This is a genomic window from Brevundimonas sp., assembly GCF_046299535.1.
In the GTDB taxonomy this organism is placed as follows: Bacteria; Pseudomonadota; Alphaproteobacteria; order Caulobacterales; family Caulobacteraceae; genus Brevundimonas.
Genome location: NZ_JBKBIB010000019.1, coordinates 16585 through 39894, shown reverse-complemented (window position 1 = coordinate 39894; position 23310 = coordinate 16585). Strand labels below are relative to the sequence as shown.

At 69.2% G+C, this 23310-nt stretch carries 24 protein-coding genes; 12 read left to right on the top strand and 12 right to left on the bottom strand.

Features of this window, described 5'->3' with window-relative positions; translation table 11 throughout:
* Positions 1 to 1819, top strand: a 1819-nt coding sequence (locus ACK4FB_RS13810; protein WP_409753437.1) for a TonB-dependent receptor domain-containing protein, incomplete at its 5' end; no start/stop codon positions are given.
* 73 nt (positions 1820 to 1892) lie between these two features.
* On the opposite strand, the gene ACK4FB_RS13805 is transcribed toward ACK4FB_RS13810, so the two are convergent.
* On the bottom strand, positions 1893 to 2249 hold the full coding sequence (locus ACK4FB_RS13805; RefSeq protein ID WP_409753434.1) for a hypothetical protein: 357 nt from the start codon (positions 2247 to 2249) through the stop codon (positions 1893 to 1895).
* Between the two features lie 427 nt (positions 2250 to 2676).
* On the opposite strand from ACK4FB_RS13805, the gene ACK4FB_RS13800 reads away from it, so the two are divergent.
* Entirely contained in the window at positions 2677 to 3126 is a 450-nt protein-coding gene (locus ACK4FB_RS13800) for a YaiI/YqxD family protein (RefSeq protein WP_409753431.1), read from the top strand.
* A 2-nt stretch (positions 3127 to 3128) separates the two neighbouring features.
* Here the strand turns inward: ACK4FB_RS13800 and ACK4FB_RS13795 are convergent, their stop codons facing one another.
* A complete protein-coding gene (locus tag ACK4FB_RS13795) occupies positions 3129 to 3473 on the bottom strand; it encodes a DUF2794 domain-containing protein (RefSeq protein ID WP_409753428.1) in 345 nt (114 codons plus the stop codon).
* Between the two features lie 306 nt (positions 3474 to 3779).
* Positions 3780 to 5102, bottom strand: coding sequence for a trypsin-like peptidase domain-containing protein (locus tag ACK4FB_RS13790; protein WP_409753425.1), 1323 nt, complete (start codon positions 5100 to 5102; stop codon positions 3780 to 3782).
* A 168-nt stretch (positions 5103 to 5270) separates the two neighbouring features.
* On the opposite strand from ACK4FB_RS13790, the gene ACK4FB_RS13785 reads away from it, so the two are divergent.
* Positions 5271 to 6083, top strand: coding sequence for a DUF3313 family protein (locus tag ACK4FB_RS13785; RefSeq protein ID WP_409753422.1), 813 nt, complete (start codon positions 5271 to 5273; stop codon positions 6081 to 6083).
* Positions 6084 to 6281: 198 nt separating this feature from the next.
* Here the strand turns inward: ACK4FB_RS13785 and ACK4FB_RS13780 are convergent, their stop codons facing one another.
* The gene (locus tag ACK4FB_RS13780; RefSeq protein ID WP_409753419.1) at positions 6282 to 7457 is read right to left on the bottom strand and encodes an acyl-CoA dehydrogenase; all 1176 of its coding nucleotides are present in this window, start codon (positions 7455 to 7457) and stop codon (positions 6282 to 6284) included.
* A gap of 245 nt (positions 7458 to 7702) precedes the next feature.
* Here ACK4FB_RS13780 and ACK4FB_RS13775 point away from each other — a divergent pair, with 245 nt between their 5' ends.
* Positions 7703 to 7969: a DUF6356 family protein gene (locus ACK4FB_RS13775; protein ID WP_409753416.1), complete on the top strand. Its 267-nt coding sequence runs from the start codon at positions 7703 to 7705 to the stop codon at positions 7967 to 7969.
* Between the two features lie 146 nt (positions 7970 to 8115).
* On the opposite strand, the gene lysA is transcribed toward ACK4FB_RS13775, so the two are convergent.
* From lysA to argH, 3 genes are read right to left on the bottom strand one after another with little or no spacing between them, the layout of a single operon-like run.
* Positions 8116 to 9402 carry a diaminopimelate decarboxylase gene (gene lysA / locus ACK4FB_RS13770; protein ID WP_409753414.1) on the bottom strand — a complete coding sequence of 429 codons (1287 nt, stop codon included), beginning with the start codon at positions 9400 to 9402 and terminating at the stop codon, positions 8116 to 8118.
* A gap of 23 nt (positions 9403 to 9425) precedes the next feature.
* Positions 9426 to 9656, bottom strand: a complete 231-nt coding sequence (locus ACK4FB_RS13765) for a hypothetical protein (protein WP_409753411.1) — start codon at positions 9654 to 9656, stop codon at positions 9426 to 9428.
* Complete coding sequence (argH, locus tag ACK4FB_RS13760; RefSeq protein ID WP_409753408.1) at positions 9653 to 11071, bottom strand: argininosuccinate lyase; 1419 nt, start codon at positions 11069 to 11071, stop codon at positions 9653 to 9655. The genes ACK4FB_RS13765 and argH overlap by 4 nt, the downstream gene beginning before the upstream one ends.
* Here argH and ACK4FB_RS13755 point away from each other — a divergent pair.
* Positions 11070 to 11699: a TlpA family protein disulfide reductase gene (locus ACK4FB_RS13755; RefSeq protein ID WP_409753405.1), complete on the top strand. Its 630-nt coding sequence runs from the start codon at positions 11070 to 11072 to the stop codon at positions 11697 to 11699. The genes argH and ACK4FB_RS13755 overlap by 2 nt on opposite strands.
* A gap of 13 nt (positions 11700 to 11712) precedes the next feature.
* Here the strand turns inward: ACK4FB_RS13755 and ACK4FB_RS13750 are convergent, their stop codons facing one another.
* On the bottom strand, positions 11713 to 12555 hold the full coding sequence (locus tag ACK4FB_RS13750) for a class I SAM-dependent methyltransferase (RefSeq protein WP_409753403.1): 843 nt from the start codon (positions 12553 to 12555) through the stop codon (positions 11713 to 11715).
* Between the two features lie 65 nt (positions 12556 to 12620).
* Entirely contained in the window at positions 12621 to 13298 is a 678-nt protein-coding gene (locus tag ACK4FB_RS13745) for a bifunctional 4-hydroxy-2-oxoglutarate aldolase/2-dehydro-3-deoxy-phosphogluconate aldolase (protein WP_409753400.1), read from the bottom strand.
* 173 nt (positions 13299 to 13471) lie between these two features.
* On the opposite strand from ACK4FB_RS13745, the gene ACK4FB_RS13740 reads away from it, so the two are divergent.
* Both ACK4FB_RS13740 and ACK4FB_RS13735 read left to right on the top strand, forming a co-directional pair.
* On the top strand, positions 13472 to 14668 hold the full coding sequence (locus ACK4FB_RS13740) for an acyl-CoA dehydrogenase family protein (protein WP_409753397.1): 1197 nt from the start codon (positions 13472 to 13474) through the stop codon (positions 14666 to 14668).
* Positions 14669 to 14671: 3 nt separating this feature from the next.
* Entirely contained in the window at positions 14672 to 15814 is a 1143-nt protein-coding gene (locus tag ACK4FB_RS13735; RefSeq protein ID WP_409753394.1) for an acyl-CoA dehydrogenase family protein, read from the top strand.
* Positions 15815 to 16067: 253 nt separating this feature from the next.
* Here the strand turns inward: ACK4FB_RS13735 and folE are convergent, their stop codons facing one another.
* Positions 16068 to 16682 (bottom strand): GTP cyclohydrolase I FolE, encoded by a 615-nt coding sequence (gene folE, locus ACK4FB_RS13730; protein WP_409753391.1) that lies wholly within the window; start codon positions 16680 to 16682, stop codon positions 16068 to 16070.
* A gap of 127 nt (positions 16683 to 16809) precedes the next feature.
* Between folE and cysS the strand changes: the two genes are divergently transcribed.
* The 5 genes from cysS to gshB all read left to right on the top strand — a co-directional run bounded on the left by cysS (position 16810) and on the right by gshB (position 21424).
* A complete protein-coding gene (gene cysS, locus ACK4FB_RS13725) occupies positions 16810 to 18219 on the top strand; it encodes a cysteine--tRNA ligase (protein WP_409753388.1) in 1410 nt (469 codons plus the stop codon).
* A 75-nt stretch (positions 18220 to 18294) separates the two neighbouring features.
* A complete protein-coding gene (gene rsmI / locus ACK4FB_RS13720) occupies positions 18295 to 19170 on the top strand; it encodes a 16S rRNA (cytidine(1402)-2'-O)-methyltransferase (protein WP_409753385.1) in 876 nt (291 codons plus the stop codon).
* Positions 19170 to 19586, top strand: coding sequence for a YraN family protein (locus ACK4FB_RS13715; protein WP_409753382.1), 417 nt, complete (start codon positions 19170 to 19172; stop codon positions 19584 to 19586). Before rsmI ends, ACK4FB_RS13715 begins: the two co-directional genes overlap by 1 nt.
* 7 nt (positions 19587 to 19593) lie before the next feature.
* Positions 19594 to 20409 carry a SirB1 family protein gene (locus ACK4FB_RS13710; RefSeq protein ID WP_409753379.1) on the top strand — a complete coding sequence of 272 codons (816 nt, stop codon included), beginning with the start codon at positions 19594 to 19596 and terminating at the stop codon, positions 20407 to 20409.
* A gap of 73 nt (positions 20410 to 20482) precedes the next feature.
* Positions 20483 to 21424, top strand: a complete 942-nt coding sequence (gshB, locus tag ACK4FB_RS13705) for a glutathione synthase (protein WP_409753376.1) — start codon at positions 20483 to 20485, stop codon at positions 21422 to 21424.
* Positions 21425 to 21439: 15 nt separating this feature from the next.
* On the opposite strand, the gene ACK4FB_RS13700 is transcribed toward gshB, so the two are convergent.
* Complete coding sequence (locus tag ACK4FB_RS13700; protein ID WP_409753373.1) at positions 21440 to 22531, bottom strand: helix-turn-helix transcriptional regulator; 1092 nt, start codon at positions 22529 to 22531, stop codon at positions 21440 to 21442.
* A 108-nt stretch (positions 22532 to 22639) separates the two neighbouring features.
* Positions 22640 to 23299, bottom strand: coding sequence for an outer membrane protein (locus tag ACK4FB_RS13695; RefSeq protein WP_409753370.1), 660 nt, complete (start codon positions 23297 to 23299; stop codon positions 22640 to 22642).
* Positions 23300 to 23310: the final 11 nt, after the last annotated feature.

The window sequence follows — 23310 nt, the reverse complement described above, 5'->3', positions numbered from 1 at the left end:
CGCCCGCATCGAGGTCATGACCAACCCGTCCGCCGCCTACAGCCCGGAAGGGTCCGGCGGGGTCATCAACCTCATCACCCGGCCAAACGCCCCGCGCGCCGGCAACCAGACCACCGGCTCGGTGCGCCTCAATGTGGGCGACAACAGTCGCTGGAACGCCGGGCTCAGCGGCTCGTGGCAACAGGACCGCCTGACCCTGTCGGGCGACCTCAGCTACCGCGCCGATCCGAACGAGTTCTCCTTCACCCGCGTGCGCGAACAGTTCGATCCGGTCACCGGCGCCGTGGTCGCCACCAGCACCACCGATCAGGGCATGGCGATGGACCAGAGCGGCGCCTTCGGCCGCTTCACCGCCGAATACCGCCTGACCGACCGCACCCGCCTCAGCGGCGAACTGCGCGGGGTGGCCTTCTCGGGCGACGGGCTCAACACGGCCCTGTTCCAGACCCGCGACGCCTCGGGCGCCGTCACGACCGCCTATGACCGCGACAGCGTCATCGATTTCGACCTGGCCAATTTCGGCGCCACGGGCCGCGTGGTGCACCGCTTCGACGACGCGGGCCACGAATGGTCCAACGAGCTGCGCTACGACGTGAACAGCACCGACAGCGCCGCCCTGTCCCTCACCCGGTTCACTACCCCCGCCGGCCCCGATCTGTATGAGCGCACCGCCCAGGATATCGATCAGGTCAACCTGGGTTTCACCAGCGCCTATGTGCGGCCCTTCGTGGAGGCCGGCCAGCTGCGCCTGGGCTATGAGCTGACCCAACAGCGGCCCGAGCAGGACGTGGAGTTCGCCCGCGGCCCGTCCGAATCCGGCCTGATCGTCATCCCCGGCCTCAGCAACCGGTTCGAGGGCCGCCAGACGGTTCACGCCGTGTACGGAACATACGAGCGGCCCCTGAGCGAGAAGCTGTCGGCCCAGTGGGGCCTGCGGCTGGAGCAGGCGGACATCCGCGTGGACGACCTGACCGGCGGCGCCTCGGCGTCACAGGACTATTTCCGCGCCTACCCTTCCGCCCACGTCCAGTATCAGCTCACCGACGACCAGACCCTGCGCGCCAGCTATTCGCGCCGCATCCAGCGGCCGCAGCTGACCCAGCTGAACCCCTTCGTGGCCTATCAGGATCCGCTCAACCTGCGCTCGGGCAATCCCGATCTGGAGCCGCAGGAGACCGACGCCTTCGAGGTCATGTGGCAGCGGCGCGCGGGCCAGACCTTCTATCAGGCCACCGCCTATGTGCGCGACACGGACGGGGCCTTCACCGAGGTGGCCACCGACGTTGGCGGCGGCGTCCTCTTGACCCGGCCCGAGAACCTGGGCTCGCGGCTGGACGTGGGGCTTGAGCTGACCGCCAGCGGACGGCTGCATTCCACCCTGCGCTACAACGGCAGCATCAATGTCTTCCGTCAGGAGATCGACTCCACCGGCATCCCCGGCGGCGGCGAACGGGACGCGACCCTGGCCAGCGGCCGCCTCAGCCTGAACTGGCAGCCCACCGAGAAGGATTTCGTGCAGGTCTCCGGCTTCTGGCAGGGCGAGACCCTGCTGGCCCAGGGCACGCGTGAGGCCGGCGGCATGCTCAACATCGGCTATCGCCGCAAGCTGACGGACCAGTGGTCCCTGAACGTCACCGGTCGCGACGTGCTGAACAGCTTCAGCAACGACACGGTGTTCGAGACCCCCCAGTTCCGCGAGCGGTTCGAGCAGGACATCCGCCTGCGCGCCTTCTACATCGGCCTGACCTACAGCTTCGGCTCCGGCCCGCGCCGCCAGCCCGAACAGTTCGACTTCTCGACGGCGCCCACGGGGGGCTAGAGCCTGATCGGTTGAGGTGCAATCGCTTCGCGATTCCGCCGAGGCCATCGCTATAAACTGAACCGAAATCGGTTCAGTCCCCCAGCACCGGCATGACCTCGACCCCGTCGCAGGGGAAGATGCTCATGTGCGGGTGCCCCTCGAACAGGCGGGCGGCGGCCTCATGGCTGTCCGCCCGCACCACCATGAAGACGGTCAGCAGATTGACCACCTCGGTCACGTCGCCCCGGTCGTCTATGCGCTTCGTGGGTCCCAGCGGCCCGCCCTGATAGACGATGACGTCCCGATGCGCCGCCTCCCAGGCGGCGACGGCGGCGACGCCGATGCGGGCCGTTTCGTCCTGTTCGTCCTTCGTCATGGCATGCCAGGCCGCCCACTTCGGCCCCGCCTTGTCCATGGTGAACACCGCCAGATACCGGTCTCCGGCCATCGGTCCCTCCCTTGCCTACTCTTCTGTTCCGCTCATCCCCGCGAAAGCGGGGACCCAGTTCTGTCCAGCTTGACGCCGGCGCTTCAGGACTTTCAAGCCACGGCCGCGCCCACCCCCCCCCCGCCATCCAAAGTACTGGGTCCCCGCTTTCGCGGGGATGAGCGGAAGGATGGGCTGGGCCCAAGGCGGCCGCGTCCCGCCTTTTTGATCCCGCTGTCTACAGGCGCCCTATAATGCCCCTCCGACCCAGCCCCCCGGAGGCGATTCCTTACCATTGATACGATTCACACCCTGATTTTTCCGCCTCCGGAGTCTGAAATCCGGCGCCGATTTCGGACAATTCGGACACTCTTTTTTCGACGCCCCGTTTCAGACAATTCAGACAATTCGGACACGTTTTTTCGGGTCCGAAATCCGGAAAGCCTCCATGCACGTGATCTACATCGACGCCGACGCCTGCCCCGTGAAGGACGAGTGCTTCCGCGTGGCCGAGCGGGTCGGGTTCCGGGCGGTGGTGGTGTCCAACGGCTGGATCAACCTGCCCCGCGCCCCCTTCATCGAGCAGGTGGTGGTCGACGCGGGGCCGGACCTCGCCGACGACTGGATCGCCGAGCGGGCGGGGCCGGGCGACATCGTGGTGACCTCCGACATCCCCCTGGCCGACCGCTGCCTGAAGGCCGGGGCCCAGGCCCTGCGGCCCAACGGTTCGGTGTTCACCCCGGACTCCATCGGCTCGGCCCTGGCCGGGCGCATGGTGGGCGAACATCTGCGCGGCATGGGGGTGGCCACGTCGGGCCCGCCGCCCTTCGGCCCCCGCGACCGCTCCGCCTTCCTCCAGGCCCTGGACCGGGCCGTGGTCGTGGCGAAACGGGCCTGATGCTAGTCGACCACCTGAAACCGCCGGGCGTCGAACACCCGCAGCACCTGGGCCAGCTCGCGGCCGCGCTTCAGGATCATGCCGCTCTGGTTCATCACCGCCCAGGCGCCCTGACGGCGGGCCAGGGCCGGGCGCTTCTCGATGCGGTAGGCGGGGGCGTCCCCGGCGCGGCGGAACACGGCGAACTCGGCGGCGTCCCTGCCCGGCGCCATGGCGTAGTCGCGCCATTCGCCCGCCGCCACCATGCGCCCGTAGACCCGGAGCATGGCGTCCAGCTCGCGGCGATCGAAGAACACCGGGCCGGCCGGGCCGTGGCTTGCGGGACTGTCGGAGGCGTCGACGCTCATGGTCTCAGCCTAGCGCGAACCGCCGTTTGCGCCAGCGCCGGAAACGGTGATTTGACCGGCTGCTGAAGAAAAACGCCCAGAACACGAAAAGGCCCCCTTTCGGTCCTTCCAACGCCCGTTTGGAGCACCAGATATGCAGTGTCGGCCAGTCGGGGTCGCCGGAGATCCCGGATCCTGAACAGCCCCCCCAGCCCCCCTGGATTTCATGGGGCCTCGACGGGCCGGCAAACCTCCAAGCGAGACGCCCGCGCGACACCTCCCCCTCCCGGTCGCGCGGGCGTTTTGCGTTTGGAATCAGAGGCTTGGTCAGGCTGAGGGCAGAGTCACCCGCGCCGTCTCCCCGTCCCGCGACACCGTCACCGTGATCTCGCGCCGCGCCCCCGACAGGGCCCGCTCCAGATCGGCCGCGCTGCGCACTGCGGCGCTTCCCGCCCGGGTGACCACGTCGCCGGCCATCAGGCCCGCCTGGGCCGCCGGCGATCCGGCCTCCACCGACCGCGTCACCACCCCGCCATCAAGGTCGGCGAAGCGCGCCCCGTGGGCCGACAGGCCCGCGCCGCCCAGGGCGATGACCGGGCCGCCTGGCCGCTGCACCGTCAGGATCGTCTCGAACGACCGGCCGCCGCGCAGATAGGTCGCCTCCAGCGTCGCGCCCGGTTGGGCGATGCCGGTCATGGCCTGGACCGTGCCGCCGTTGGAGACCACCCGGTCCTCAAGGGCGGTGATGATGTCGCCGCGCCTCAGACCGGCCAGGTCGGCGGGCGAGCCGGGGACCACGTCCTCCACCACCGCGCCCCGCCCGATCTCCAGCCCCATGGTCTCGGCCCGGCGGGGCGTCAGGGACGACACCGTCGCCCCGGTCTCGCCGCGCACCACCTCGCCGGTGGTCAGGATCTGGTCCGTGACGAAGCGCATGATGTTGATGGGCACGGCGAAGGCGATGCCGTCGTTGCCGCCGCCGAAGCCGCCCGACAGGATGGCCGTGTTGATGCCGATCAGCCGGCCCCGGCTGTCCAGCAGCGGCCCGCCGGAGTTGCCCGAGTTCACCGCCGCGTCGGTCTGGATGTAGTCCTCCACCGCGTCGCCCAGCCCCGACCGGCCCAGGCCGGAGATCACGCCCATGGTCAGGGTCTGGTCCAGGCCCAGCGGATAGCCCACCGCAAAGGCCAGATCGCCGCTGCGCAGCGTCCCGGCCGGGGCCATGTCGACCTGGGTCAGGTCGGGGGCGGTGATCCTGAGGACGGCGATGTCGGTGGCCCGGTCCGCGCCCAGCAGCTCGGCCCGGTACGACCGGCCGTCCAGCAGGTCCACGCGGAACGCCGTGCCGTTCTCGATCACATGGTGGTTGGTGATGATCACCCCGCCCGCAGCGTCGATGATGACGCCGGACCCGCCCGAGATCTCCTTGGGTCCGTCGTCGCCGCGCGAGGGTCCGCCCCCGGCGCCCAAGGTGGTGATGGCCACCACGGCGGGCAGGCTGGGCTCGATTCCCGCAGCGAAGGTGAACACCCCCCGCTCGGCGTCATAGGGCATCTGCGAGGGCGTCTGGGCCCACGCGGCGCCCGCCGTGGCCAGGCTGAGGGTCAGGGCCGCCACGGCCGCCGTCCGGCGCAGGTCTGTGCTGTTCACGTTCCGAAGGTCCCCATTGAATCGCAAGGCGCAGACTAGACCGGAAACCCGCCTCCGCGACAGCCCCCGCCTGTTCGCCCGGCGCCATGCAACCACCTTGCGGTTCAACCGTAGCTAAGGCGCTGCGGCGACGATCGCCGCCCATCCATTCTGATCCGGTGAAGAACGATGCGATTTCACTCCCTGACGGCGGCGGCCTGCGGCGCCCTGGGTCTCGCGGCCTGCGGAACGACGGCGGTGGAGCCTTCCGGCCTGCTCAGCCGCTATGACGGACTTGCCGTGCGCGAGGGAACCGTCTGGGCTTCCATTCAGGAGCGGCGTGACGACGCCCTCGCCTCGCAGATCGACCGCCTGTTCATCGAACCGGCCGTTCTGGCCCCGGGCGTGGGCGAGGGGCTGACCGATTACGAGCAGGCCCTGGTGCTGCGCGAGGTGGACCGGCAGATCTGCTACGAGGTCAGCGAGCGGTTCACCGTGCTGACCGACCCCGCGCCGGACGCGGGCCGGGTGCGGGCGGTGGTGTCGCGAATCGGACCGACCGGCCGCGCGGCCTCGGCCGCCTCGGCGGCGACGGGCTTCTTCATTCCCGGCCCCATCGGCCTGCGCGTGCCCGGAACCCTGGGCGGGCTGGCGGCGGAGGCCGAGCTGCTGGCCGCCAATGATCAGGGCCAGGCGGCGGCCATCCTGTGGTCCCGCGACGCCAAGGCGGTGGGCACGGACAGCCCCTCCCTGTCGCGCGTGGGCGATGCGGTCCAGCTGGCCGAGCCTTTCGGCGACGCGGTGGGGGACGCCTTCGCGCCTGCGGATCGCGCTGTCCGAGCCATCGCCGACCCGGACCCCTGCGCCCGCTTCGGCCCCCGCTTCCGCCCCGAGGGCCTCGCCGCCGGCTTCATCACCGGCCTCTACTCCCCCGAACTCAGCGGCGCCCAGGCCGAGGAAGACGAGCCGGAAGCAACGCCGCCCGCCGAGCCCGACCGGTAAAGCTCACAGCGCGCTCAAGCAGCGAGCCGCCGCGCGGCGAGCGTTAGCGCCCAAAAGACGCGCTCAAGCAGCGAGAGTCCGCGAGCCGAGCGGTAGCGCCCTAACCATGCGCTCAAGCAGCGAGGCCCCGCGGGCCGAGCGTTAGCGCCCAAAAGACGCGCTCAAGCAGCGAGGCTCCGCGAGCCGAGCGGTAGCGCCCTAGAATGCCGCCTGCCCCGTGATGGCCCGGCCCAGGATCAGCGCGTGGACGTCGTGGGCGCCTTCATAGGTGTTGACGGTCTCCAGGTTCATGGCGTGGCGCATCACGTGCATCTCGCCGGTGATGCCGGCCCCGCCGTGCATGTCGCGGGCCTCGCGGGCCACGGCCAGGGCCTTGCCGCAGTTGTTGCGCTTCATCATGGAGATGGCCTCGGGGACCCAGGCGCCGGTGTCCAGCAGGCGGCCCAGCGCCAGCGCGCCCTCCAGCCCCAGGAAGATCTCGGTCTGCATGTCGGCCAGCTTCTTCTGCACCAGCTGGCGCGACGACAGGGGCCGGCCGAACAGCATGCGCTCGCCCACATAGTCGCGGCTGGCGTGGAAGCAGAACTCCGCCGCCCCCATGGCGCCCCAGGCGATGCCGTAGCGGGCCTTGTTCAGGCAGCTGAACGGCCCGCGCAGCCCCTTCACGCCCGGCAGGATGTTGGCCTCGGGCACGAACACGTCGTTCAGGCCGATGTCGCCGGTGACCGAGGCGCGCAGGGACAGCTTGTCGCCGATCTTGTCGGTGGTGAAGCCGTCGAAGTCCCGCTCGACGATGAAGCCCCGGATCACGTCATCCAGCTTGGCCCAGACCACCGCCAGATCGCTGATGGGGCTGTTGGTGATCCAGTATTTGGCCCCGTTCAGGCGATAGCCGCCGTCCACCGCCACGGCCTTCGTCTTCATGGACGCCGGGTCCGATCCGCCGTCCGCCTCGGTCAGGCCGAAACAGCCGATCAGCTCCCCCGCCGCCATCTTCGGCAGATACTTCGCCTTCTGCTCGTCCGAGCCGAACGCATAGATGGGATACATAGCCAGCGAGCTCTGCACGCTCATGGCCGAGCGGTAGCCCGAATCCACCGCCTCGATCTCGCGGGCGATCAGGCCATAGGCCACGTGGGACGCTTCGGAGCCGCCGTACTGCTCGGGCAGCATGGCGCCCAGGAAGCCCATCTCACCCATCTCGGTCATGATGGCCCGGTCGAAGGTCTCGTCGCGGAAGGCCGCGACCACCCGGGGCAGCAAGGCCTCGCGGGCGTAGGACCGGGCGGCGCCCTGGATCATCCGCTCGTCGTCGGTCAGGCGGCCGTCCAGATCCAGCGGGTCATCCCAGCGAAAGGTCTTGGCGTCGGACATGGGTATGGTCTTTTCTTCTGGGGCCGAATCCGCCTCGGCCTGTTTCCTGATCATGCTCGCCGCTTTAGAGCATGATCGTTTCGGACGGAACCGCACAGCGGTTCCGGCTGAAGCGTGAATCATGCTCTCGCTTTAATCTGGAGCCTGATTCACGGCATCAGCGGAACCGCGAAGCGGTTCCCCCTCAGCCGATCAGGCTCTAGGATAGATCGGGTTCCACGGGTAGGGGTGAGGATCGCCGCAGGATGACGACACCGTTCCATCGACTGTTTCTGAACCACCCGCGCGAGGTGGAGGAATCCTATCTGGAGCACCTGGGCGCGGCGTCGTCCTTCGGCTTCCGCCTGCTGGGCGCGGCGGGATTCGCCTTCCTCCACGCCCTGATCCCCGGCATCGCCAAAACCGCCGCCTCGGACCGCATCAAGGACATGGCCGACGAACTGACCGGCCGCGCCCGCATGGCCCGCGAGACGCGGATGCGGGAAGCGGGCGCCATTGATCCGGGCTTGTGAGCCTAGACGCAGCTTCCCTGAAAGGTGCAGGCGTAAAATAGCGGCCCTACGATGATCAGCCAGAAAAGGGCGAACAGCCCTGCGCCTATGAGCACGAGCATCATCAGGAACTGCAGGAATGGCGGGATGCGCGGAAGCTTCATCGCTCACTCGCCTTCCGTAGAGAGCCACCCCGCCACCGTCTCCCGCGCCAGCATCTCGTCATAGGTCGGGCGGGGCCGGACCACGGCCCAGCGGTCGCCATCCACAAGCACCTCGGGGACCAGCGGACGGCTGTTGTACTCATTGGCCATGGTCGCGCCGTAGGCCCCGGCGGTCATGAAGGCGGCCAGGTCGCCGGCCTCCAGCGGCGGCAGCACCCGGTCCCGGGCGAAGGTGTCCCCCGTCTCGCACACCGGCCCCACCACGTCGTACGGGCCAGCCGTCCCCTCACGCGGGCGCACAGGGCGGATGTCGTGAAAGGCGTCGTACAGGGCCGGGCGCATCAGGTCGTTCATGGCCGAGTCCAGCACCAGGAACCGCATCCCGTCCGGCCGTTCGTTCACATGGATGACCCGGGTCAGCAGCACCCCGGCGTTGGCCGCGATCATGCGTCCCGGCTCGAACGCCAACTGCACGTCCAGCCCGCGCACCGCCTCGGCCGCTACGGCGGCGTAGTCCACGGGATCCGCCTCGCCGGGCCGGTCGAAATAGGGCACGCCCAGCCCGCCGCCGAAGTCCAGACGGTGCACCTCGAACCCCTGCGCGCGCAGGTCCATGGTCATCCGGCGCAGCACGGCGAAGGCGGCCTTCAGCGGGGTCAGCTCGGTGATCTGGCTGCCGATGTGACAGGCCAGGCCCACCGGCCGCACATGGTCCGACGCGGCGGCGCGGGCGTAGAGGGCCATGACCTCCTCCACCGGCGCGCCGAACTTGTCACGGGCGCCGCCGGTGGTGATCTTGGCGTGGGCGCCGGATCCCACGCTGGGATTGACGCGGAACACGATGTCCGGCCGCGCGTCCAGACCGGTCGCCACGGCGATCAGCCGGTCCAGCTCGGCGGCGGACTCAACATTGATCTCCAGCACCCCGGCCCGGATGGCGAAAGCCAGCTCCGCGTCGGTCTTGCCTACGCCCGAGAAGACGATCTTGTCCGGCGCGATCCCTGCGGCCAGGGCCCGGCGGATCTCCCCTTCGGACACCGTGTCCGCCCCCAGCCCCTCCCCCGCCAGCACCTTGAGCACCGACAGGTTGGAGTTCGCCTTCACTGCGAAGGCGATCAGGGCGCCGTTCGTCTCGACGCGGCCGTCCAGGGCCTCGCGCAAAACCCGGGCGTGCCGCCGCAGGGTGGCGGCGGAATAGATATAGGCGGGCGTGCCGACCTCGGCCGCGAGGACCTCCAGCGACACGTCCTCGGCGTGCATGACGCCGTTCCTGAGTTCGAAATGATTCACGGTCGGGGAGGACCCTTGAAGACTTACTGGGGCTCGCGCCCGGCCGCCGTGCCGCCGATGGGGTTGCTGGGGCCGCCGTCGATGGCCTGCTGGCTGGAAGGGCGGTTGACGGTGGCCGGCTCGGGCAGGCCCGGCGCGCGGGCCGAACGGGGCGCCCGCTCGGTTTCCCGGTGTGGCGATTCCAGTTCGCCCATGCGGCCGCAGCCGGACAGCATGACCGCCGCTCCTGCGGCGAGGATCAGGACAGCTCTCATTTCAGGCGCTCCTTCCATTCGGCGATGCGCGCCCGGACCTGTTCCGGCGCCGTCCCCCCGAAGCTTTGACGACTGGCGCATGAAGCCTCAGGCGTCAGCACCTTGTACACATCGGCGGTGATCCCCGCCTCCAGCTTTTGCAACTCTTCAAGCGGCAACCCCGCCAGATCGACGCCCAGCGCCTCGGCCTGCTTCACCGCCGCGCCGGTCACATGGTGGGCCTTGCGGAACGGCAGGTTCAGCTCGCGCACCAGCCAGTCGGCCAGATCCGTGGCGGTGGAGAAGCCGTATCCCGCCGCCTCGGCCATGCGCGCGGTGTCGGGCTTGAGCGCCGCGACCATGGCGGTCATGGCGCCCACGGCCAGATCCAGGGCGTCGAACGCCTCGAACACCGGCGGCTTGTCCTCCTGCATGTCCTTGGAATAGGCCAGCGGCAGGCCCTTCATGACGGTGGACAGGGCGATGAAGGCGCCCATGACCCGCCCGGTCTTGGCCCGCACCAGCTCCGCCGCGTCCGGGTTGCGCTTTTGCGGCATGATGGACGAGCCGGTGGTCAGGTCGTCCGGCAGGGTCACGAAGCCGAACTGCGGCGTCATCCAGATCACGATCTCCTCGGCGAGGCGCGACAGGTGCCCGGCGCAGATGCTGGCCGCCGCGATCACCTCAAGGGCAAAGTCGCGCGCCGACACCGCGTCCAGCGAGTTGCGCATGGGGCCATCGAAGCCCAGCGCCTTCGCCGTCGCATGGCGGTCGATGGGGAACGGCGATCCGGCCAGGGCGGCGGCGCCCAGGGGGTTCTCGTTCAGGCGGACGCGGGCGTCGGTGAACCGCCCCACGTCCCGGCCGATCATCTCCACATAGGCCATCAGATGGTGGCCGAAGGTCACCGGCTGGGCCGGCTGCAGATGGGTGAAGCCGGGCATCAGATCCCCCGCATGGGCCTCGGCCCGGGCCAGCAACGCCCGCTGCAGGCCCGTAAGCTGGTCGATGGTCCGGTCGCAGGCCGCGCGGGTCCACAGGCGGAAATCGGTGGCCACCTGATCGTTGCGCGACCGGGCGGTGTGCAGTCGTCCCGACGGCTCGCCGATGAGCTCCGACAGGCGCGCCTCCACATTCATGTGGATGTCTTCATAGGCGTCGCGGAACGGGAAGGTCCCGGCCTCGATCTCGGCCTGGATCGTGTCCAGTCCGCCCAGGATCGCCTCGGCGTCGGTCGCGGCGATGATCCCCCGGTCCGCCAGCATGCGACAATGGGCCCGCGACCCCGTCAGGTCCTCACGCCACAGGCGCTGGTCGACGCCTATGGAGACATTGATCGCCTGCATGATCTCGGCGGGCTTGGCGGAGAAGCGCCCGCCCCATAGACTTTGACCCTTGGCCTCATCCTTGGGGGTCGTTTCGGGGCGGTCGGTCATGGCGGAAAACTCGGGGAAGAAGCGTCTGGTCGTCGGGCTGGTCGCGGCGGCCGTGCTCGTCGTCGGCGCCGCAGGGGCTCTATACGCCATGCGCAGCGGCGCTTTCCAAGGGAATGGCGCCGCCTCCGCCGAGAAAAGCGACCTGGCTCGCCATGCGCGCGGCGGGCTGAGCGCGCTCGAAACCCCCGCCGATCTGGTCGTGGCCCCGGATCAGGTCTTCACCGACAGCGAGGGTGAAGAGACGACCTTCGCCGATTTCCGGGGCCGGGTGGTGGTGGTGAACCTGTGGGCCATGTGGTGCGCGCCCTGCCGCACAGAGATGCCGACGCTGGCCGCCCTGCAGCGTGTTTATCCAGAGGACCGGATGCTGGTGCTGCCAGTCAATGTGGACACCGGCGACGAGGCGGTGGCGGACGCCATCGCCTTCCTGGACGTGCACGAGCCCCTGCCGTTCTATTCGGACCGCAGCTTCCGCCTGCCCTTCATCTTCCCCGGCGCCGGCAAGATGCCCCAGACCATCCTGCTGGACCGTCAGGGCCGGGTCCGCGCCTGGATGGCGGGCGAGGCCGACTGGAACAGCGCCGAGGCCCGCGCCCTCATCGACGCCCTGCTGGCCGAAGAAGCATGATCCGGCCGAGGACTCAGGCCGGACGGACCGCCACCATCCACATGTTGTCGCTGGTGGGCAGGCGGTAGCTGGGGCCGAAGGCGCGGATGGTCAGGCCCGCCCGCTCCGCGGCCCGGGACAGGGTCTCGGGCGTGAAATAGTTGACATGGTCGGGGAAGCGCAGACCGCACCATTTGGCCCCGCGCACCCTGGCGTTCCAGCTGGCGAAATTCGGCACCTTGATGATGGCGACGCCGCCGGGCTTTAGCACGCGGAAGGTCTGTTCCAGCACCGGTACGGGCGTCACGTCGTGCTCCAGGAACGAGCGCATGACCACGCCGGTCAGGGACTGGGCCTCGAGTTGCCTGAGACCGCTCAGGGCGTCGGCGTTGACGATGCGCACATGGCGGTCCGCCAGCCGTTCTTCCGCCTCGCGGCAGATGGCGGGGGATATCTCGATGCCCACCGGCGAGAACTGCGGGCCCAGCTCGGCCAATTGCTTGCCTCCGCCGCAGCCCACGTCCACCACCGCGCCCGGTTCCGCATAGTGGTCCAGCAGGGCCGCCACGTTCTTGCGCGGCAGGGGCCGGAACCTGCGCCAGGCGTTGCGGGTCTTCAGCGCCACCGGGCCCAGACCCGCATGCCGGCGGGCGTTCTCGATGTGGTGCTGCTTCTCCCAGGCGAAGGTCTCGAACAGCTCCGAGATGTCCGGAGCGACCTCCAGATAGGTCATGTCGCAGTCCGGGCAGGTCTTCATGCGCCACTGGTCCGGCGCAATGTCGAGGGTCGGCTGGTCAGCGTTGTCGCGCCCGCACAGCGGGCAGCAGCGCGTGATCAGTAAGGGCTGTCGGTCGGCTTCGATCCGCTGGGCGGTCATGGACGCAATCCTGGGGGAGATTGCGCCAATACGCGCCAAACAGGCCGTCTGTCACGCGGCTTGTTTCAGCCCTTGCCAGCGCGGAAGTCGGCGATGGCGGTGACGGTCTCGCGCACCTTGGCCTCAATGCCGGCCCAGTCGCCGGACTTCACGGCGGCGTCGGTGATCAGCTTGGAGCCCATGCCCGCCGCCACGATGCCGGCGCCGAACCACTTCTCAATGGAGGCCGGATCCGGGTCCACGCCGCCGGTGGGCATGATCTTGGTCCAGGGCATGGGACCGCGCACCGCCTTGACGAAGTCGGGGCCGCCCACGGAAGAGCCGGGGAACACCTTGACGATGTCGCAGCCCAGCTCCTGGGCGTCGGAGATCTCGGTGGCCGAGCCGCAGCCGGGGGAATAGGCGATCATGCGGCGGTTGCACAGGCGCGCCACCTCGGGGTTCAGCATCGGTCCGACGATGAAGCGCGCGCCGCCGGCGATGTAGAGCCCGGCGGTGGGGGCGTCGACGATGGAGCCCACGCCCATGACCACGTCCGGGTTCGCCTTGGCGAAATGGCGGCTGACCTCCAGGAACACATGAGCCGCGAAGTCGCCCCGGTTGGTGAACTCCACGGCCGGGGCGCCGCCCTTGGCGCAGGCGTCGATGACTGCGATGCAGGTCTCCACGTCCGGATGATAGAACACCGGCACCACGCCCTGGCGCTCGAGCTGTTGCAGGACGCTCAGACGATCATGATGCATGGGACCGGTTTCCTTGTTCTGGTGCGGGATCAGGTCGCCGGATTGGAAGGTGGCGTCAAGCGCCGATGGATCACACCGCGTTTCTTCGCCGATCATCGCAGAGGGTAGCTTTTGAGCACGGACCCGCTAGGCTTTGACCGAAGGCCGCCGGTCGTGCGGTCACGGAGGACCCCATGAGCGACGCCGCATCCGATCTGGAGACATTCCGCGCCGAGACCCGCGCCTGGCTGGAGGCGAATTGCCCGGCCGAGGTGCGCGCACCCATGCCGTCCGAGGCCGACATGATCTGGGGCGGCCGCAACGCCGTCTTCGCCACACCGGCCCACGAGCGCTGGATGCGGACCATGGGCGAGCGCGGCTGGACGGCGCCGGAATGGCCCCGCGAGTACGGCGGCGGCGGGCTGTCGCGGGAAGAGGCCAAGGTGCTGGCCTCCGAGCTGCGCCGCATCAAGGCCCAGCCGGCCCTGAACAGCTTCGGCGTCTGGATGCTGGGCCCGGCCCTGCTGGCCTTCGGCACGGAGGAGCAGAAGAAGCGCTTCCTGCCCGAGATCGTGCGCGGGGAAATCCGCTGGTGCCAGGGCTATTCGGAGCCGGGCGCCGGGTCGGATCTGGCGGGGATCCAGACCCGCGCCGAGGACCGGGGCGACCACTGGATCGTCAACGGCCAGAAGGTGTGGACCTCCTACGCCGACAAGGCGGACTGGATCTTCTGCCTGGTGCGCACCGACCCGGAGGCCCCCAAGCACAAGGGCATCTCCTTCGTCCTGTTCGACATGGCCACGCCGGGCGTCTCGACCCGGCCCATCACCCTGATCTCCGGCAAGTCGCCCTTCTGCGAAACCTTCTTCGACGACGTGCGGGTGGAGAAGGCGAACCTTGTGGGCGAGCTGAACCGGGGCTGGGACGTGGCCAAGCATCTGCTGGCCCACGAGCGGACCATGATCGGGGCCATGGGCGAGGTCATGGGCGGGGCGGCGCTGGGTCACAGCGCGGCGAAGGCCGTGGGGCTGGACGAGGCCGGGCGGCTGGACGACCCCATGCTGCGCGCCCGCATCGCCGAGCTGGACGTGGACGGCGCGGCCTTCCGGCTGGCGCTGGAGCGCACGGGCGATCTGGCCAAGGCGGGCCGGGCCCATCCGGCCCTGTCGTCGGTGCTCAAGTATTACGGCTCGGAGCTGAACAAGCGCCGCCACGAGCTGCTGATGGCGGCAGGCGGGGCCGATGCGCTGGAGTGGGAGGGCGAGCGGTCCCGGGACGGCGCGGCGGCCCGCGACTGGCTGCGCACCAAGGCCAATTCCATCGAGGGCGGGACCAGCGAGATCCAGCTCAACATCATCGCCAAGCATCTGCTTCAGCTGCCGGGAGCCTGACCCATGCCCCTGATCCTTTCCGACGAACAGCAGATGCTGGCCGAGGCCGCCGACGGCTTTCTGGGCGAGCACGCGCCCATCGCCCACCTGCGCAAGCTGCGCGACAGCCGTGACCCCGACGGGGTGTCGCGGGACCTCTGGCGGTCCTTCGGGGAGATGGGCTTCTCCGGCGTGCTGATCCCCGAAGATCAGGGCGGCTCGGGTCTGGGCGCGGTGGAGGCCGGGGTGGTGGCCGAGGCGCTGGGGCGGACCCTGACGCCCTCGCCCTTCCTGTCGTCCGGCGTGCTGGCGGCCGCGGCCCTCAACGCCGGGTCCGGCGAGCAGCAGGCGGCCTGGCTGCCGAAGATCGCGGCCGGCGAGGCCATTGTGGCCCTGGCCGTGGACGAGATCGGCAAGCACGCCCCGCACCGCATCCGGACCACCGCCGAGCGGTCGGGAAATGGCTTTAAACTCAATGGGAACAAGGGCTTCGTTCTGGACGGCCATGTGGCCGACGCCCTGATCGTGGCGGCGCGCACGTCAGGAGAGGCGGGCGGAGAGGGCATGGACGGCCTGACCCTGTTCCTGATCGACCCGAAGGCGGCGGGGCTGGAGATCGAGCGCACCGTGATGGTGGACGCCCACAACGCCGCCCGGGTGACCCTGACCGACGTGGAGGTCACCGCCGACGCCGTGCTGGGGCCGGTGGACGGGGGCGGCGAGATCCTCGAGCGCGTTCTGAACCTGGGCCGGGCCTGCGCGGCCTCATCCCTGCTGGGAGCGGGAGATCAGGCCTTCCGCCTCACCGCCGAGTACCTGAAGACGAGGAAGCAGTTCGGCAAGCTGATCGGGGAGTTCCAGGCCCTGCAGCACCGCGCCGCCCACGTCTTCACCGAGCTGGAGATCGTGCGCGCCGCCACCCTGGCCGCCCTGCAGAAGCTGGACGCGGGCGACGCGGACGCGGCCTTCGCCGTGTCGGTGGCCAAGGCCAAGGCCGGGCGCGTGGCCGAGCTGTGCGTGCAGGAGGCGGTGCAGATGCACGGCGGCGTCGGCATGACCGACGAGTACGATGTGGGCCTGTACATGAAGCGGGTCCGCGTCCTGAACGAGCTCATGGGCGACCATGGCTTCCACGCCGACCGGGTGGCCCGGACGGGGGGATACTGAAGGCCGGTTTCAGACCCTGATGGGGAGAAAAACAGGGTCCGAATTGTCCGAAATGTCCGAAATCCGGGCTCAGGCCCAAAAAAAAGCGTGTCCGAATTGTCCGAAATCACCCCTCCGCCGTCTGGTGATGGAGGTGCATCATACGGGCGGCCGGAAGGGGTGGGCGTAAATTTAATTTTCGCGACGGGCGAACCACCCGACCCTCATCCGACCGCTACGCGGCCACCTTCTCCCAACGGGAGAAGGAACAGGATCAGCCGCGCGCGAGCTTCAGGAAGCGGTCCTGCAGGGCCGGGTCGGACTTGAACACGCCGGTGAAGCGGGTGGTGATGGTGGAGACGTGGCGGTGGTGCACGCCGCGGGTGGTCATGCACTGGTGCTCGGCGTCGATCAGCACCGCTGTCCCGGCGGGCAGGAGGTTGTCCTCGATGGCCTGGGCGATCAGCTGGGTCAGGGTCTCCTGGGTCTGCAGGCGCTTGGAGAAGATCTCCACCACCCGCGCCAGCTTGGAGATGCCCACCACCTTCTCGGCCGGCACATAGGCCACATAGGCCTTGCCCAGGAACGGGGCCATGTGGTGCTCGCAGTGGCTCTCCACCTCGATGTCGCGCAACAGGACCATGTCGTCATAGCCCTGCACGTCCTCGAAGGTGCGGCTCAGCTCCTTCGCGGCGTCGGCGTCATAGCCCTGGAACCAGTCGCCATAGGCGTCCACCACACGTTTCGGCGTGTCGATCAGGCCCTCGCGCTCCGGATTGTCGCCGGCCCAGGCGATCAGGGTGCGCACGGCCTCCATGGCCTGCTCGCGGCTGGGGCGCTTGATGTCGCCGTCGTTGCTGACCAGGACGGGCTTGGCTTGGAGGTCCATGACACGCTTTCTAAAGGGCGGGAGCCCAAGACGCTCCCAATCGTGACGCCGACGGTTTATTGCACCGCGTCACGCCTATATGGGACGACCGGTGCGTCCCGCAAGAAAACGGATACCACGCGACCCCATGACGCTCCACCTGCACGACACCCTGGCCCGCCAGAAGCGGCCCTTCGAGCCCCGCGATCCGAACCGGGTGACGCTCTATGTGTGCGGGCCGACGGTCTATGACTTCGCCCATATCGGCAACGCGCGCCCGCCGGTGGTGTTCGATGTGCTGTTCCGCCTGCTGCGCCGCGAGTACGGCGAGGGCGCGGTGATCTATGCGCGCAACGTCACCGACGTGGACGACAAGATCAACGCGAAGGCCACAAAGGAAGGCGTGCCCATCGGCAAGATCACGGCCCGCTACGAGACCGCCTATCTGGAGGACATGGCGGCGCTGAACGTGCTGCCGCCCACCCTGGCGCCCCACGTCACCGCCCACATGGACGCCATCATCGGCCAGATCGGCGCCATCGTGGACAAGGGCTGCGCCTACGCCGCCGAGGGCCATGTGCTGTTCGACGTGTCGGCCTATGAGAACTATGGCCGCCTGTCCGGCCGGGATCTGGACGAGATGGTGGCCGGGGCGCGGGTCGAGGTGGCGCCCTACAAGCGCAATCCCCACGACTTCGTGCTGTGGAAGCCGTCGAAAGAGGGCGAGCCGTCCTGGGAGTCGCCCTGGGGCGCGGGCCGTCCCGGCTGGCACATCGAATGCTCGGCCATGATCGAGGCCAATCTGGGCCTGCCCATCGACATCCACGGGGGCGGCATCGATCTGGTGTTTCCCCACCACGAGAACGAGATCGCCCAGGGGGTCTGCGCCCACGGCCACGCCCACGGCGCGGACGCCCATCAGGAATACGCCCGCTACTGGATGCACAACGGCTTCCTGACCGTGGACGCGGAGAAGATGTCCAAGTCCGTGGGCAATGTGCTGCTGCTGCATGATCTGGTGCAGCATATGCCGGGCGAGGTGGTGCGCTGGGCCCTGCTGAGCGCCCACTATCGCCAGCCGCTGGACTGGAACCAGTCGCTGCTGGACCAGTCGCGCAAGAATCTGGACCGGCTGTATCAGGCCCTGCGCCGCGCCTCGGCCATCCCGGCGGCGGACGATGAACCGTCGGAGGACTTCCTGACCGCGATCGAGGACGACCTGAACACCCCCGGCGCCGCCGCCGCCCTGTTCGCCCTGTCCAGCGAGATCGAGCGGGCCATGACCGCGGGCGACGACGGCGCCGTGGCGGCCGCCAAGGGGCGGCTGCTGGCGGGCGGGGCCCTTCTGGGCGTGCTGCAGGCCGATCCCGACGCCTGGTTCGAGGGCGGGGCCGACGACGCCCTCAAGGCCGAGGTGGAGGCCCTGCTGGAACAGCGCCTGCAGGCCCGCGCCGAAAAGAACTGGCCCGAGGCCGATCGCATCCGCGACCGCCTGACCGAACTGAAGGTGGTGGTCATGGACGGTCCCACGGGCGCGACGTGGCGGCTGAAGGACTGAGGCTCAAGCGTCACCGCTGTTTCGCTTGAGCCGGATCGCGGGCGCTGGCACGGTCGGGGGATGACGGATCCTATGATGATCTCACCCTTTCCGCCCATGGCGCCGCCGCCCCGGCCGGTGCAGGCGGGCCTGTATCTGGTCTCCACGCCCATCGGGAACCTGCGCGACATCACCCTGCGGGCGCTGGACGTGCTGAAGGCCGCCGACCTGATCCTGGCCGAGGACACCCGCGTCACCGGCAAGCTGCTGTCGGCCTATGGCCTCAAGGCCCGGCTGGAGCGCTGCGACGACCATGCCTCTGAACGGGCCGCCGGGGGCGCGGTGGAGCGGGTGCGCGAGGGCCAGGTGGTGGCGCTGGTCTCGGACGCCGGCACGCCCATGGTGTCGGACCCCGGCTTCGTGGTGGCCCGGGCCATGATCGCGGCGGGCCTGCCGGTGCATCCTGTGCCGGGTCCGTCCAGCCTGCTGGCGGCGCTGGCGGTGGCGGGCCTGCCCGCCGACCGGGTGCTGTTCGCCGGCTTCCTGCCCGCCAAGAGCGGCCAGCGGCGCACGGCGCTGGAGACGCTCAAGCCCATCCCCGCCATCCTGGTGTTCTTTGAAAGCGGCCCGCGTCTGGCGGGCAGCTTGGCCGACATGGCGGCGGTGCGGGGGCCCCGCCCCGCCGCCGTGGCCCGGGAGCTGACCAAGCTGTACGAGGAGTGCGTGCGCGGCGATCTGGTCCAGCTGGCCGCCAAGCCGCAGCTGGACGGCCCGCGCGGCGAGCTGGTGGTGGTGATCGGCCCCGGCGAGGACGAACAGGCCAGCGAGGCCGACGCGGACGCCGCCCTGATGGACGCCCTGAAGCGGGCCGGTCCCGCCGATGCGGCCTCGGAGGTCTCCAGGGCCCTGGACCTTCCCAGAAAGATTCTCTACCGGCGCGCCCTGGCGCTGCAGGGCAAGGACCCGGCCTGATGCGGCCGCCTGTCGCTCCGGCCCGAGCGAAGGCGCCGTGGCGGGTCGGGCTGGGCGCGCGGGCGCACAAGGCGGGCCATGCGGCGGAATGGCTGGCGGCGGCCCTGTTGATGGCCAAGGGCTATCAGGTGCTGGGCTTCCGTCTGAAGAGCCGGGCGGGCGAAATTGATCTGCTGGCCCGGCGCGGGGGCGTTCTGGCGGTGGTGGAGGTCAAGCGCCGCGCCACGATGGATCAGGCCCTGTCGGCCCTGAGCGAAACCCAGAAATCGCGCCTGATGGCGGCGGGCCGTGCGCTGGCGCGAAATCGGCCCTCGCTCAAGCAACTGTCATTGCGGCTGGATATGGTGGCGCTGGCCCCCGGACGGTTTCCCCGTCATGTTCGGGGTCTGTCGCAGGACACCCTGAGACGATCATGAGGTCGATGTGACGCGCGATGATGCGGAACAGGTTCTGACCGAGGCCGGGACGGCCGGGGACGACGCCTTCCCGCTGCTGGAGGCGGCCATCGCCTGCGCCATCCACGACTATCCGCACCGGGAGACGGCGCCCGTGCGCACCCTGGCCGCCAACGCCGCCGACCGGCTGGCCGAGCGCATGGCCCGGGAGTCCCATGACGACGCCCTGGTGGAGACCATGGCCTCGGACCTGCGGCTGAACGGCGATCTGCTGCATTACGACGATCCGGCCAACACAGACGTCATCGACGTGGCCGAGCGGCGTCGCGGCCTCTCGGCGGCGCTGGCGGTGTTCTATATTCATGCGGCGGCGCAGGCGGGTCTGGTGTGTCGGGGCGTGGACTTTCCCGGCCACTTCCTGCTGCGGGTGGAGACGGCCGACGGGGCCGTGGCGCTGGACCCGTTCAGCCAGGGCCGCATCGTCATGCCGTCGGAGCTGACCCGCCGGGCGCTGCTGGCCGGGCTGACCCCGCACGTGGCGGACCGGCTGGACCTGCTGATGGCCCCGGTGACGGACCGGCAGGCCCTGATCCGGCTGCAGAACATGCTGTTCGTGCGCGCCCTGAAACGTGAGGATTTCGAGGGCGCCGAACGCTCGGCCCTGCGCCGCGTGCTGCTGGACCCCGACGATCACCGGCCCTGGCTGGACGTGGCCGCGGCGCGGGAGAAACAGGGCGCGCTGGCCGGGGCGCTGGAGGCGCTGGACCGGGCGCGGGGACTGGACGGCCACGGCGAGGTTCACGCCCGAAGCGCACACGACCGCATCCGCCTGCGTCTGAACTGACCGGCGCGGCTTGCGCCCGGCGCGCGCGGCGTCCATCTGCAGACCCTCAACGCCACGCTTGAAGGACACCGTCATGCTCAAGGTCGCCATCCAGATGGACCCCATCGAGGCGGTCAATATCGAGGCGGACACCACCTTCCTTCAGGCCATCACGGCGCAGGAGCGCGGCCACCGTCTGTGGGTCTATGACGTGGCCACCCTGGCGCTGGAGGACGGGCGGCTGTTCTGCCGCGCGCGGCCCGTGACCCTGCGCCAGACCGTGGGCGACCATGTGACCTTCGGCGACTGGGCCAGGCTGGATCTGGCCGAGGACATCGACGTGATCCTGATGCGTCAGGATCCGCCCTTCGACATGGCCTATGTGACCGCCACCTATCTGCTGGAGACGATCCATCCGAACACCCTGGTGGTCAACGACCCGACCGAGGTGAGGAACGCCCCGGAGAAGCTGTTCGCCACCCGCTTCGCCGGGCTGCAGCCGCCGACCCTGATCTCGTCGGACCCCGTGGCCCTGGCCGAGTTCCACCAGCGGCACGGGGACGTGGTGCTCAAGCCCCTGCACGGGGCGGCGGGCTCGGGCGTGGTGCGGCTGAAGGCCGATGACCCGAATCTGGAGGCGCTGGTGGAGATCCACGCCGGGATCAGCCGCGACCAGCTGGTGATCCAGAAATTCATCCCGGCGGTGGAGGCGGGCGACAAGCGCATCATCCTGATCGACGGCGAGCCCGCAGGCGCCATCAACCGGGTGCCGCTGAAGGGCCATGTGCGGTCGAACCTGCGGGTGGGCGGCCGGGCCGAGGCGGTGGAGCTGACCGCCCGCGACCGCGAGATCTGCGCCGCCCTGGCCCCCGAGCTGAAGCGGCGCGGCCTGATCTTTGTCGGCATCGACGTGATCGGCGACTATCTGACCGAGATCAACGTCACCTCGCCCACCGGGGCGGTGCAACTAAAAGAGTTCACGGGCGTCAACGCGGCGGCCCTGATGTGGGACGTGATCGAGGCGAAGGTGAAATAGCGCGCCTGGCGCCCGCTAAAGTCGCCGGTGCAGCAGAACGATCAGTTCGCTCTCGCGGGTGACGCCGGTCTTGGCGAAGATCTGCTTCACCTGATGTTTGATGGTCTGCACCGATACGCCGCGTGCGAGAGCGATATCCTCGCGGCTGGCGCCGCCTGCAAGGGCCGCAGCCACGGACGCCTCGGCGGCGGTCAGCCCCAGCAACGACGCGATCAGCGCAGCATCGGCATGGGCTTTCCGCTGGCGCACGATGACGATGACCGAAGGCGCGAATCCCAGACTGTGCTCGACCGTGGGCAGAGGCGCTACATCGACGGCCCACCTCAGGCCATCCAACCCCTGCACCACCAGCGTCTTCAGGGGCTCCAGCGGATTGCGCGTCGCCCGATAGACGGCCTCTGCAAGCGCCTGGGTCGCGCTGTCGCCCCGCGCCGTCAGCCGCCCGTCCTTCAACAGCAGGGGACCATCAGCCTCGACCAGGGCCTCCGCCGCCGGGGTCAGGCCCCGCACCCGGCCCCAGCCGTCGCACAGGAAGGCGGCGGACCGGACGGCTTCCAGGCTGTTGCGGGCCAAGGCGACCCCCTGATCCTCGATCATCCGTGCGAGCTTCACCGCCTCAAGCACCTGAGGCGCCAGAGCCTTGAAGGTGCGGGCGTCGTCAGGTGAGCCGTGTTCCGCGCGGCGGCCGCGCAGCAGAGCCAGCCCGACGACACGTCCCGCCTCCCGCTCGAGGCACATCTGCACGCCGAACCCGACATCATACTTGCGGCAAACCTCACCAAAGACGGGGAACCGACGGGTCATGACATCGGATCCGAAGTCCACCCCTTCCACCACCTGCATCACCCCGCCGCGGCTGGTCAGCATCAGCCGCGGGTTGTCGGTTTCGCTCTGGATCGTCGTGCCCAGTTCCTCGAACATCGCCGGGTCCAGATCATTGGTGTGAATGAACTGGAGCATCCCCTGGTCGACCCCGGCCAGATTCGCGCTGGTGGCGTCGCAGGCGGCGCTGATCGCCGCCATCACCGATTCCCACGAGACTTCGCCCAATGCGGCTCGCCGCATCATGGCCGCCAGCGCTTCAAATTGGGCGTCATCGCGCAGCAATCCGAGCCCCCTCCTTGCTGATGGAGACCAGTCGTCAAATCGCGGCTGAAGTCCATCCCCGGTGAACGACGCCCGGTCGCCGATCGCCGACCGGGCGCCTGTCGGTCATCAGAAGCCGAAACGCAGCGCGACCGTGACCGCGTGGAAAGAGCCCTCCGCGCTCAGCGAGCCGGTGAAGCCGTCGAAGTCCGAGAACTCGAAATCCGCCATGTTCACATAGCGATAGCCGATGTCCCAGGTGACGTTGGAGGCCGTCTGGTAGGAGAGCCCGGCCTTAACCTGCCACGCCAGACCGCTGTCCACCTCATCGTCGTCCTCGGTGGTGAACCGGGTTGCGCCATAGCCGATGCCGGCCCCGATGTAGGGCGTCCAGTTGCTGGCGTTGTCAAAGTCGATGAGGACATTGGCGAACACGGCGGCCTGGCTGACGGAGACCCCGTCCACGGACAGGGTCTCCGCCCCATCGGTCAGCGTCACATCGGCGACGTCGTTGTCGGAATACAGGGCCTCGAACTCGAACCGGACCCGTCCGTTGTCACGGCCGATCGCGGCTGTCGCCAGCCACCCGTTATCCAGGTCGAAGGTTTCCGACCCTTCGACGATCGCCGGGCCGACGTCGATCGAGACATCGAGATCGACCTCCCCGTTGATCGAGGCGCCGCCGCCGACCTGGACGTACCAGCCCGGCTGTTCAACGGTTTGTGCGGACGCTGGCGCAGCCAGCATGGCCACCCCCGCCGCGCCCGCGACGATTACATATTTCAGCATGCCTATTCCCT

Coding starts and splice junctions, on each gene's coding strand:
- ACK4FB_RS13695 (WP_409753370.1), bottom strand. CDS start 23,299: ATGCTGAAATATGTAATCGTCGCGGGCGCGGCGGGGGTGGCCATGCTG.
- cysS (WP_409753388.1), top strand. CDS start 16,810: ATGACGCTCCACCTGCACGACACCCTGGCCCGCCAGAAGCGGCCCTTC.
- ACK4FB_RS13775 (WP_409753416.1), top strand. CDS start 7,703: ATGACGACACCGTTCCATCGACTGTTTCTGAACCACCCGCGCGAGGTG.
- ACK4FB_RS13735 (WP_409753394.1), top strand. CDS start 14,672: ATGCCCCTGATCCTTTCCGACGAACAGCAGATGCTGGCCGAGGCCGCC.
- ACK4FB_RS13805 (WP_409753434.1), bottom strand. CDS start 2,249: ATGGCCGGAGACCGGTATCTGGCGGTGTTCACCATGGACAAGGCGGGG.
- folE (WP_409753391.1), bottom strand. CDS start 16,682: ATGGACCTCCAAGCCAAGCCCGTCCTGGTCAGCAACGACGGCGACATC.
- ACK4FB_RS13785 (WP_409753422.1), top strand. CDS start 5,271: ATGCGATTTCACTCCCTGACGGCGGCGGCCTGCGGCGCCCTGGGTCTC.
- ACK4FB_RS13800 (WP_409753431.1), top strand. CDS start 2,677: ATGCACGTGATCTACATCGACGCCGACGCCTGCCCCGTGAAGGACGAG.
- ACK4FB_RS13780 (WP_409753419.1), bottom strand. CDS start 7,457: ATGTCCGACGCCAAGACCTTTCGCTGGGATGACCCGCTGGATCTGGAC.
- ACK4FB_RS13765 (WP_409753411.1), bottom strand. CDS start 9,656: ATGAGAGCTGTCCTGATCCTCGCCGCAGGAGCGGCGGTCATGCTGTCC.
- ACK4FB_RS13795 (WP_409753428.1), bottom strand. CDS start 3,473: ATGAGCGTCGACGCCTCCGACAGTCCCGCAAGCCACGGCCCGGCCGGC.
- gshB (WP_409753376.1), top strand. CDS start 20,483: ATGCTCAAGGTCGCCATCCAGATGGACCCCATCGAGGCGGTCAATATC.
- ACK4FB_RS13715 (WP_409753382.1), top strand. CDS start 19,170: ATGCGGCCGCCTGTCGCTCCGGCCCGAGCGAAGGCGCCGTGGCGGGTC.
- ACK4FB_RS13750 (WP_409753403.1), bottom strand. CDS start 12,555: ATGACCGCCCAGCGGATCGAAGCCGACCGACAGCCCTTACTGATCACG.
- rsmI (WP_409753385.1), top strand. CDS start 18,295: ATGATCTCACCCTTTCCGCCCATGGCGCCGCCGCCCCGGCCGGTGCAG.
- ACK4FB_RS13740 (WP_409753397.1), top strand. CDS start 13,472: ATGAGCGACGCCGCATCCGATCTGGAGACATTCCGCGCCGAGACCCGC.
- ACK4FB_RS13745 (WP_409753400.1), bottom strand. CDS start 13,298: ATGCATCATGATCGTCTGAGCGTCCTGCAACAGCTCGAGCGCCAGGGC.
- argH (WP_409753408.1), bottom strand. CDS start 11,071: ATGACCGACCGCCCCGAAACGACCCCCAAGGATGAGGCCAAGGGTCAA.
- ACK4FB_RS13755 (WP_409753405.1), top strand. CDS start 11,070: ATGGCGGAAAACTCGGGGAAGAAGCGTCTGGTCGTCGGGCTGGTCGCG.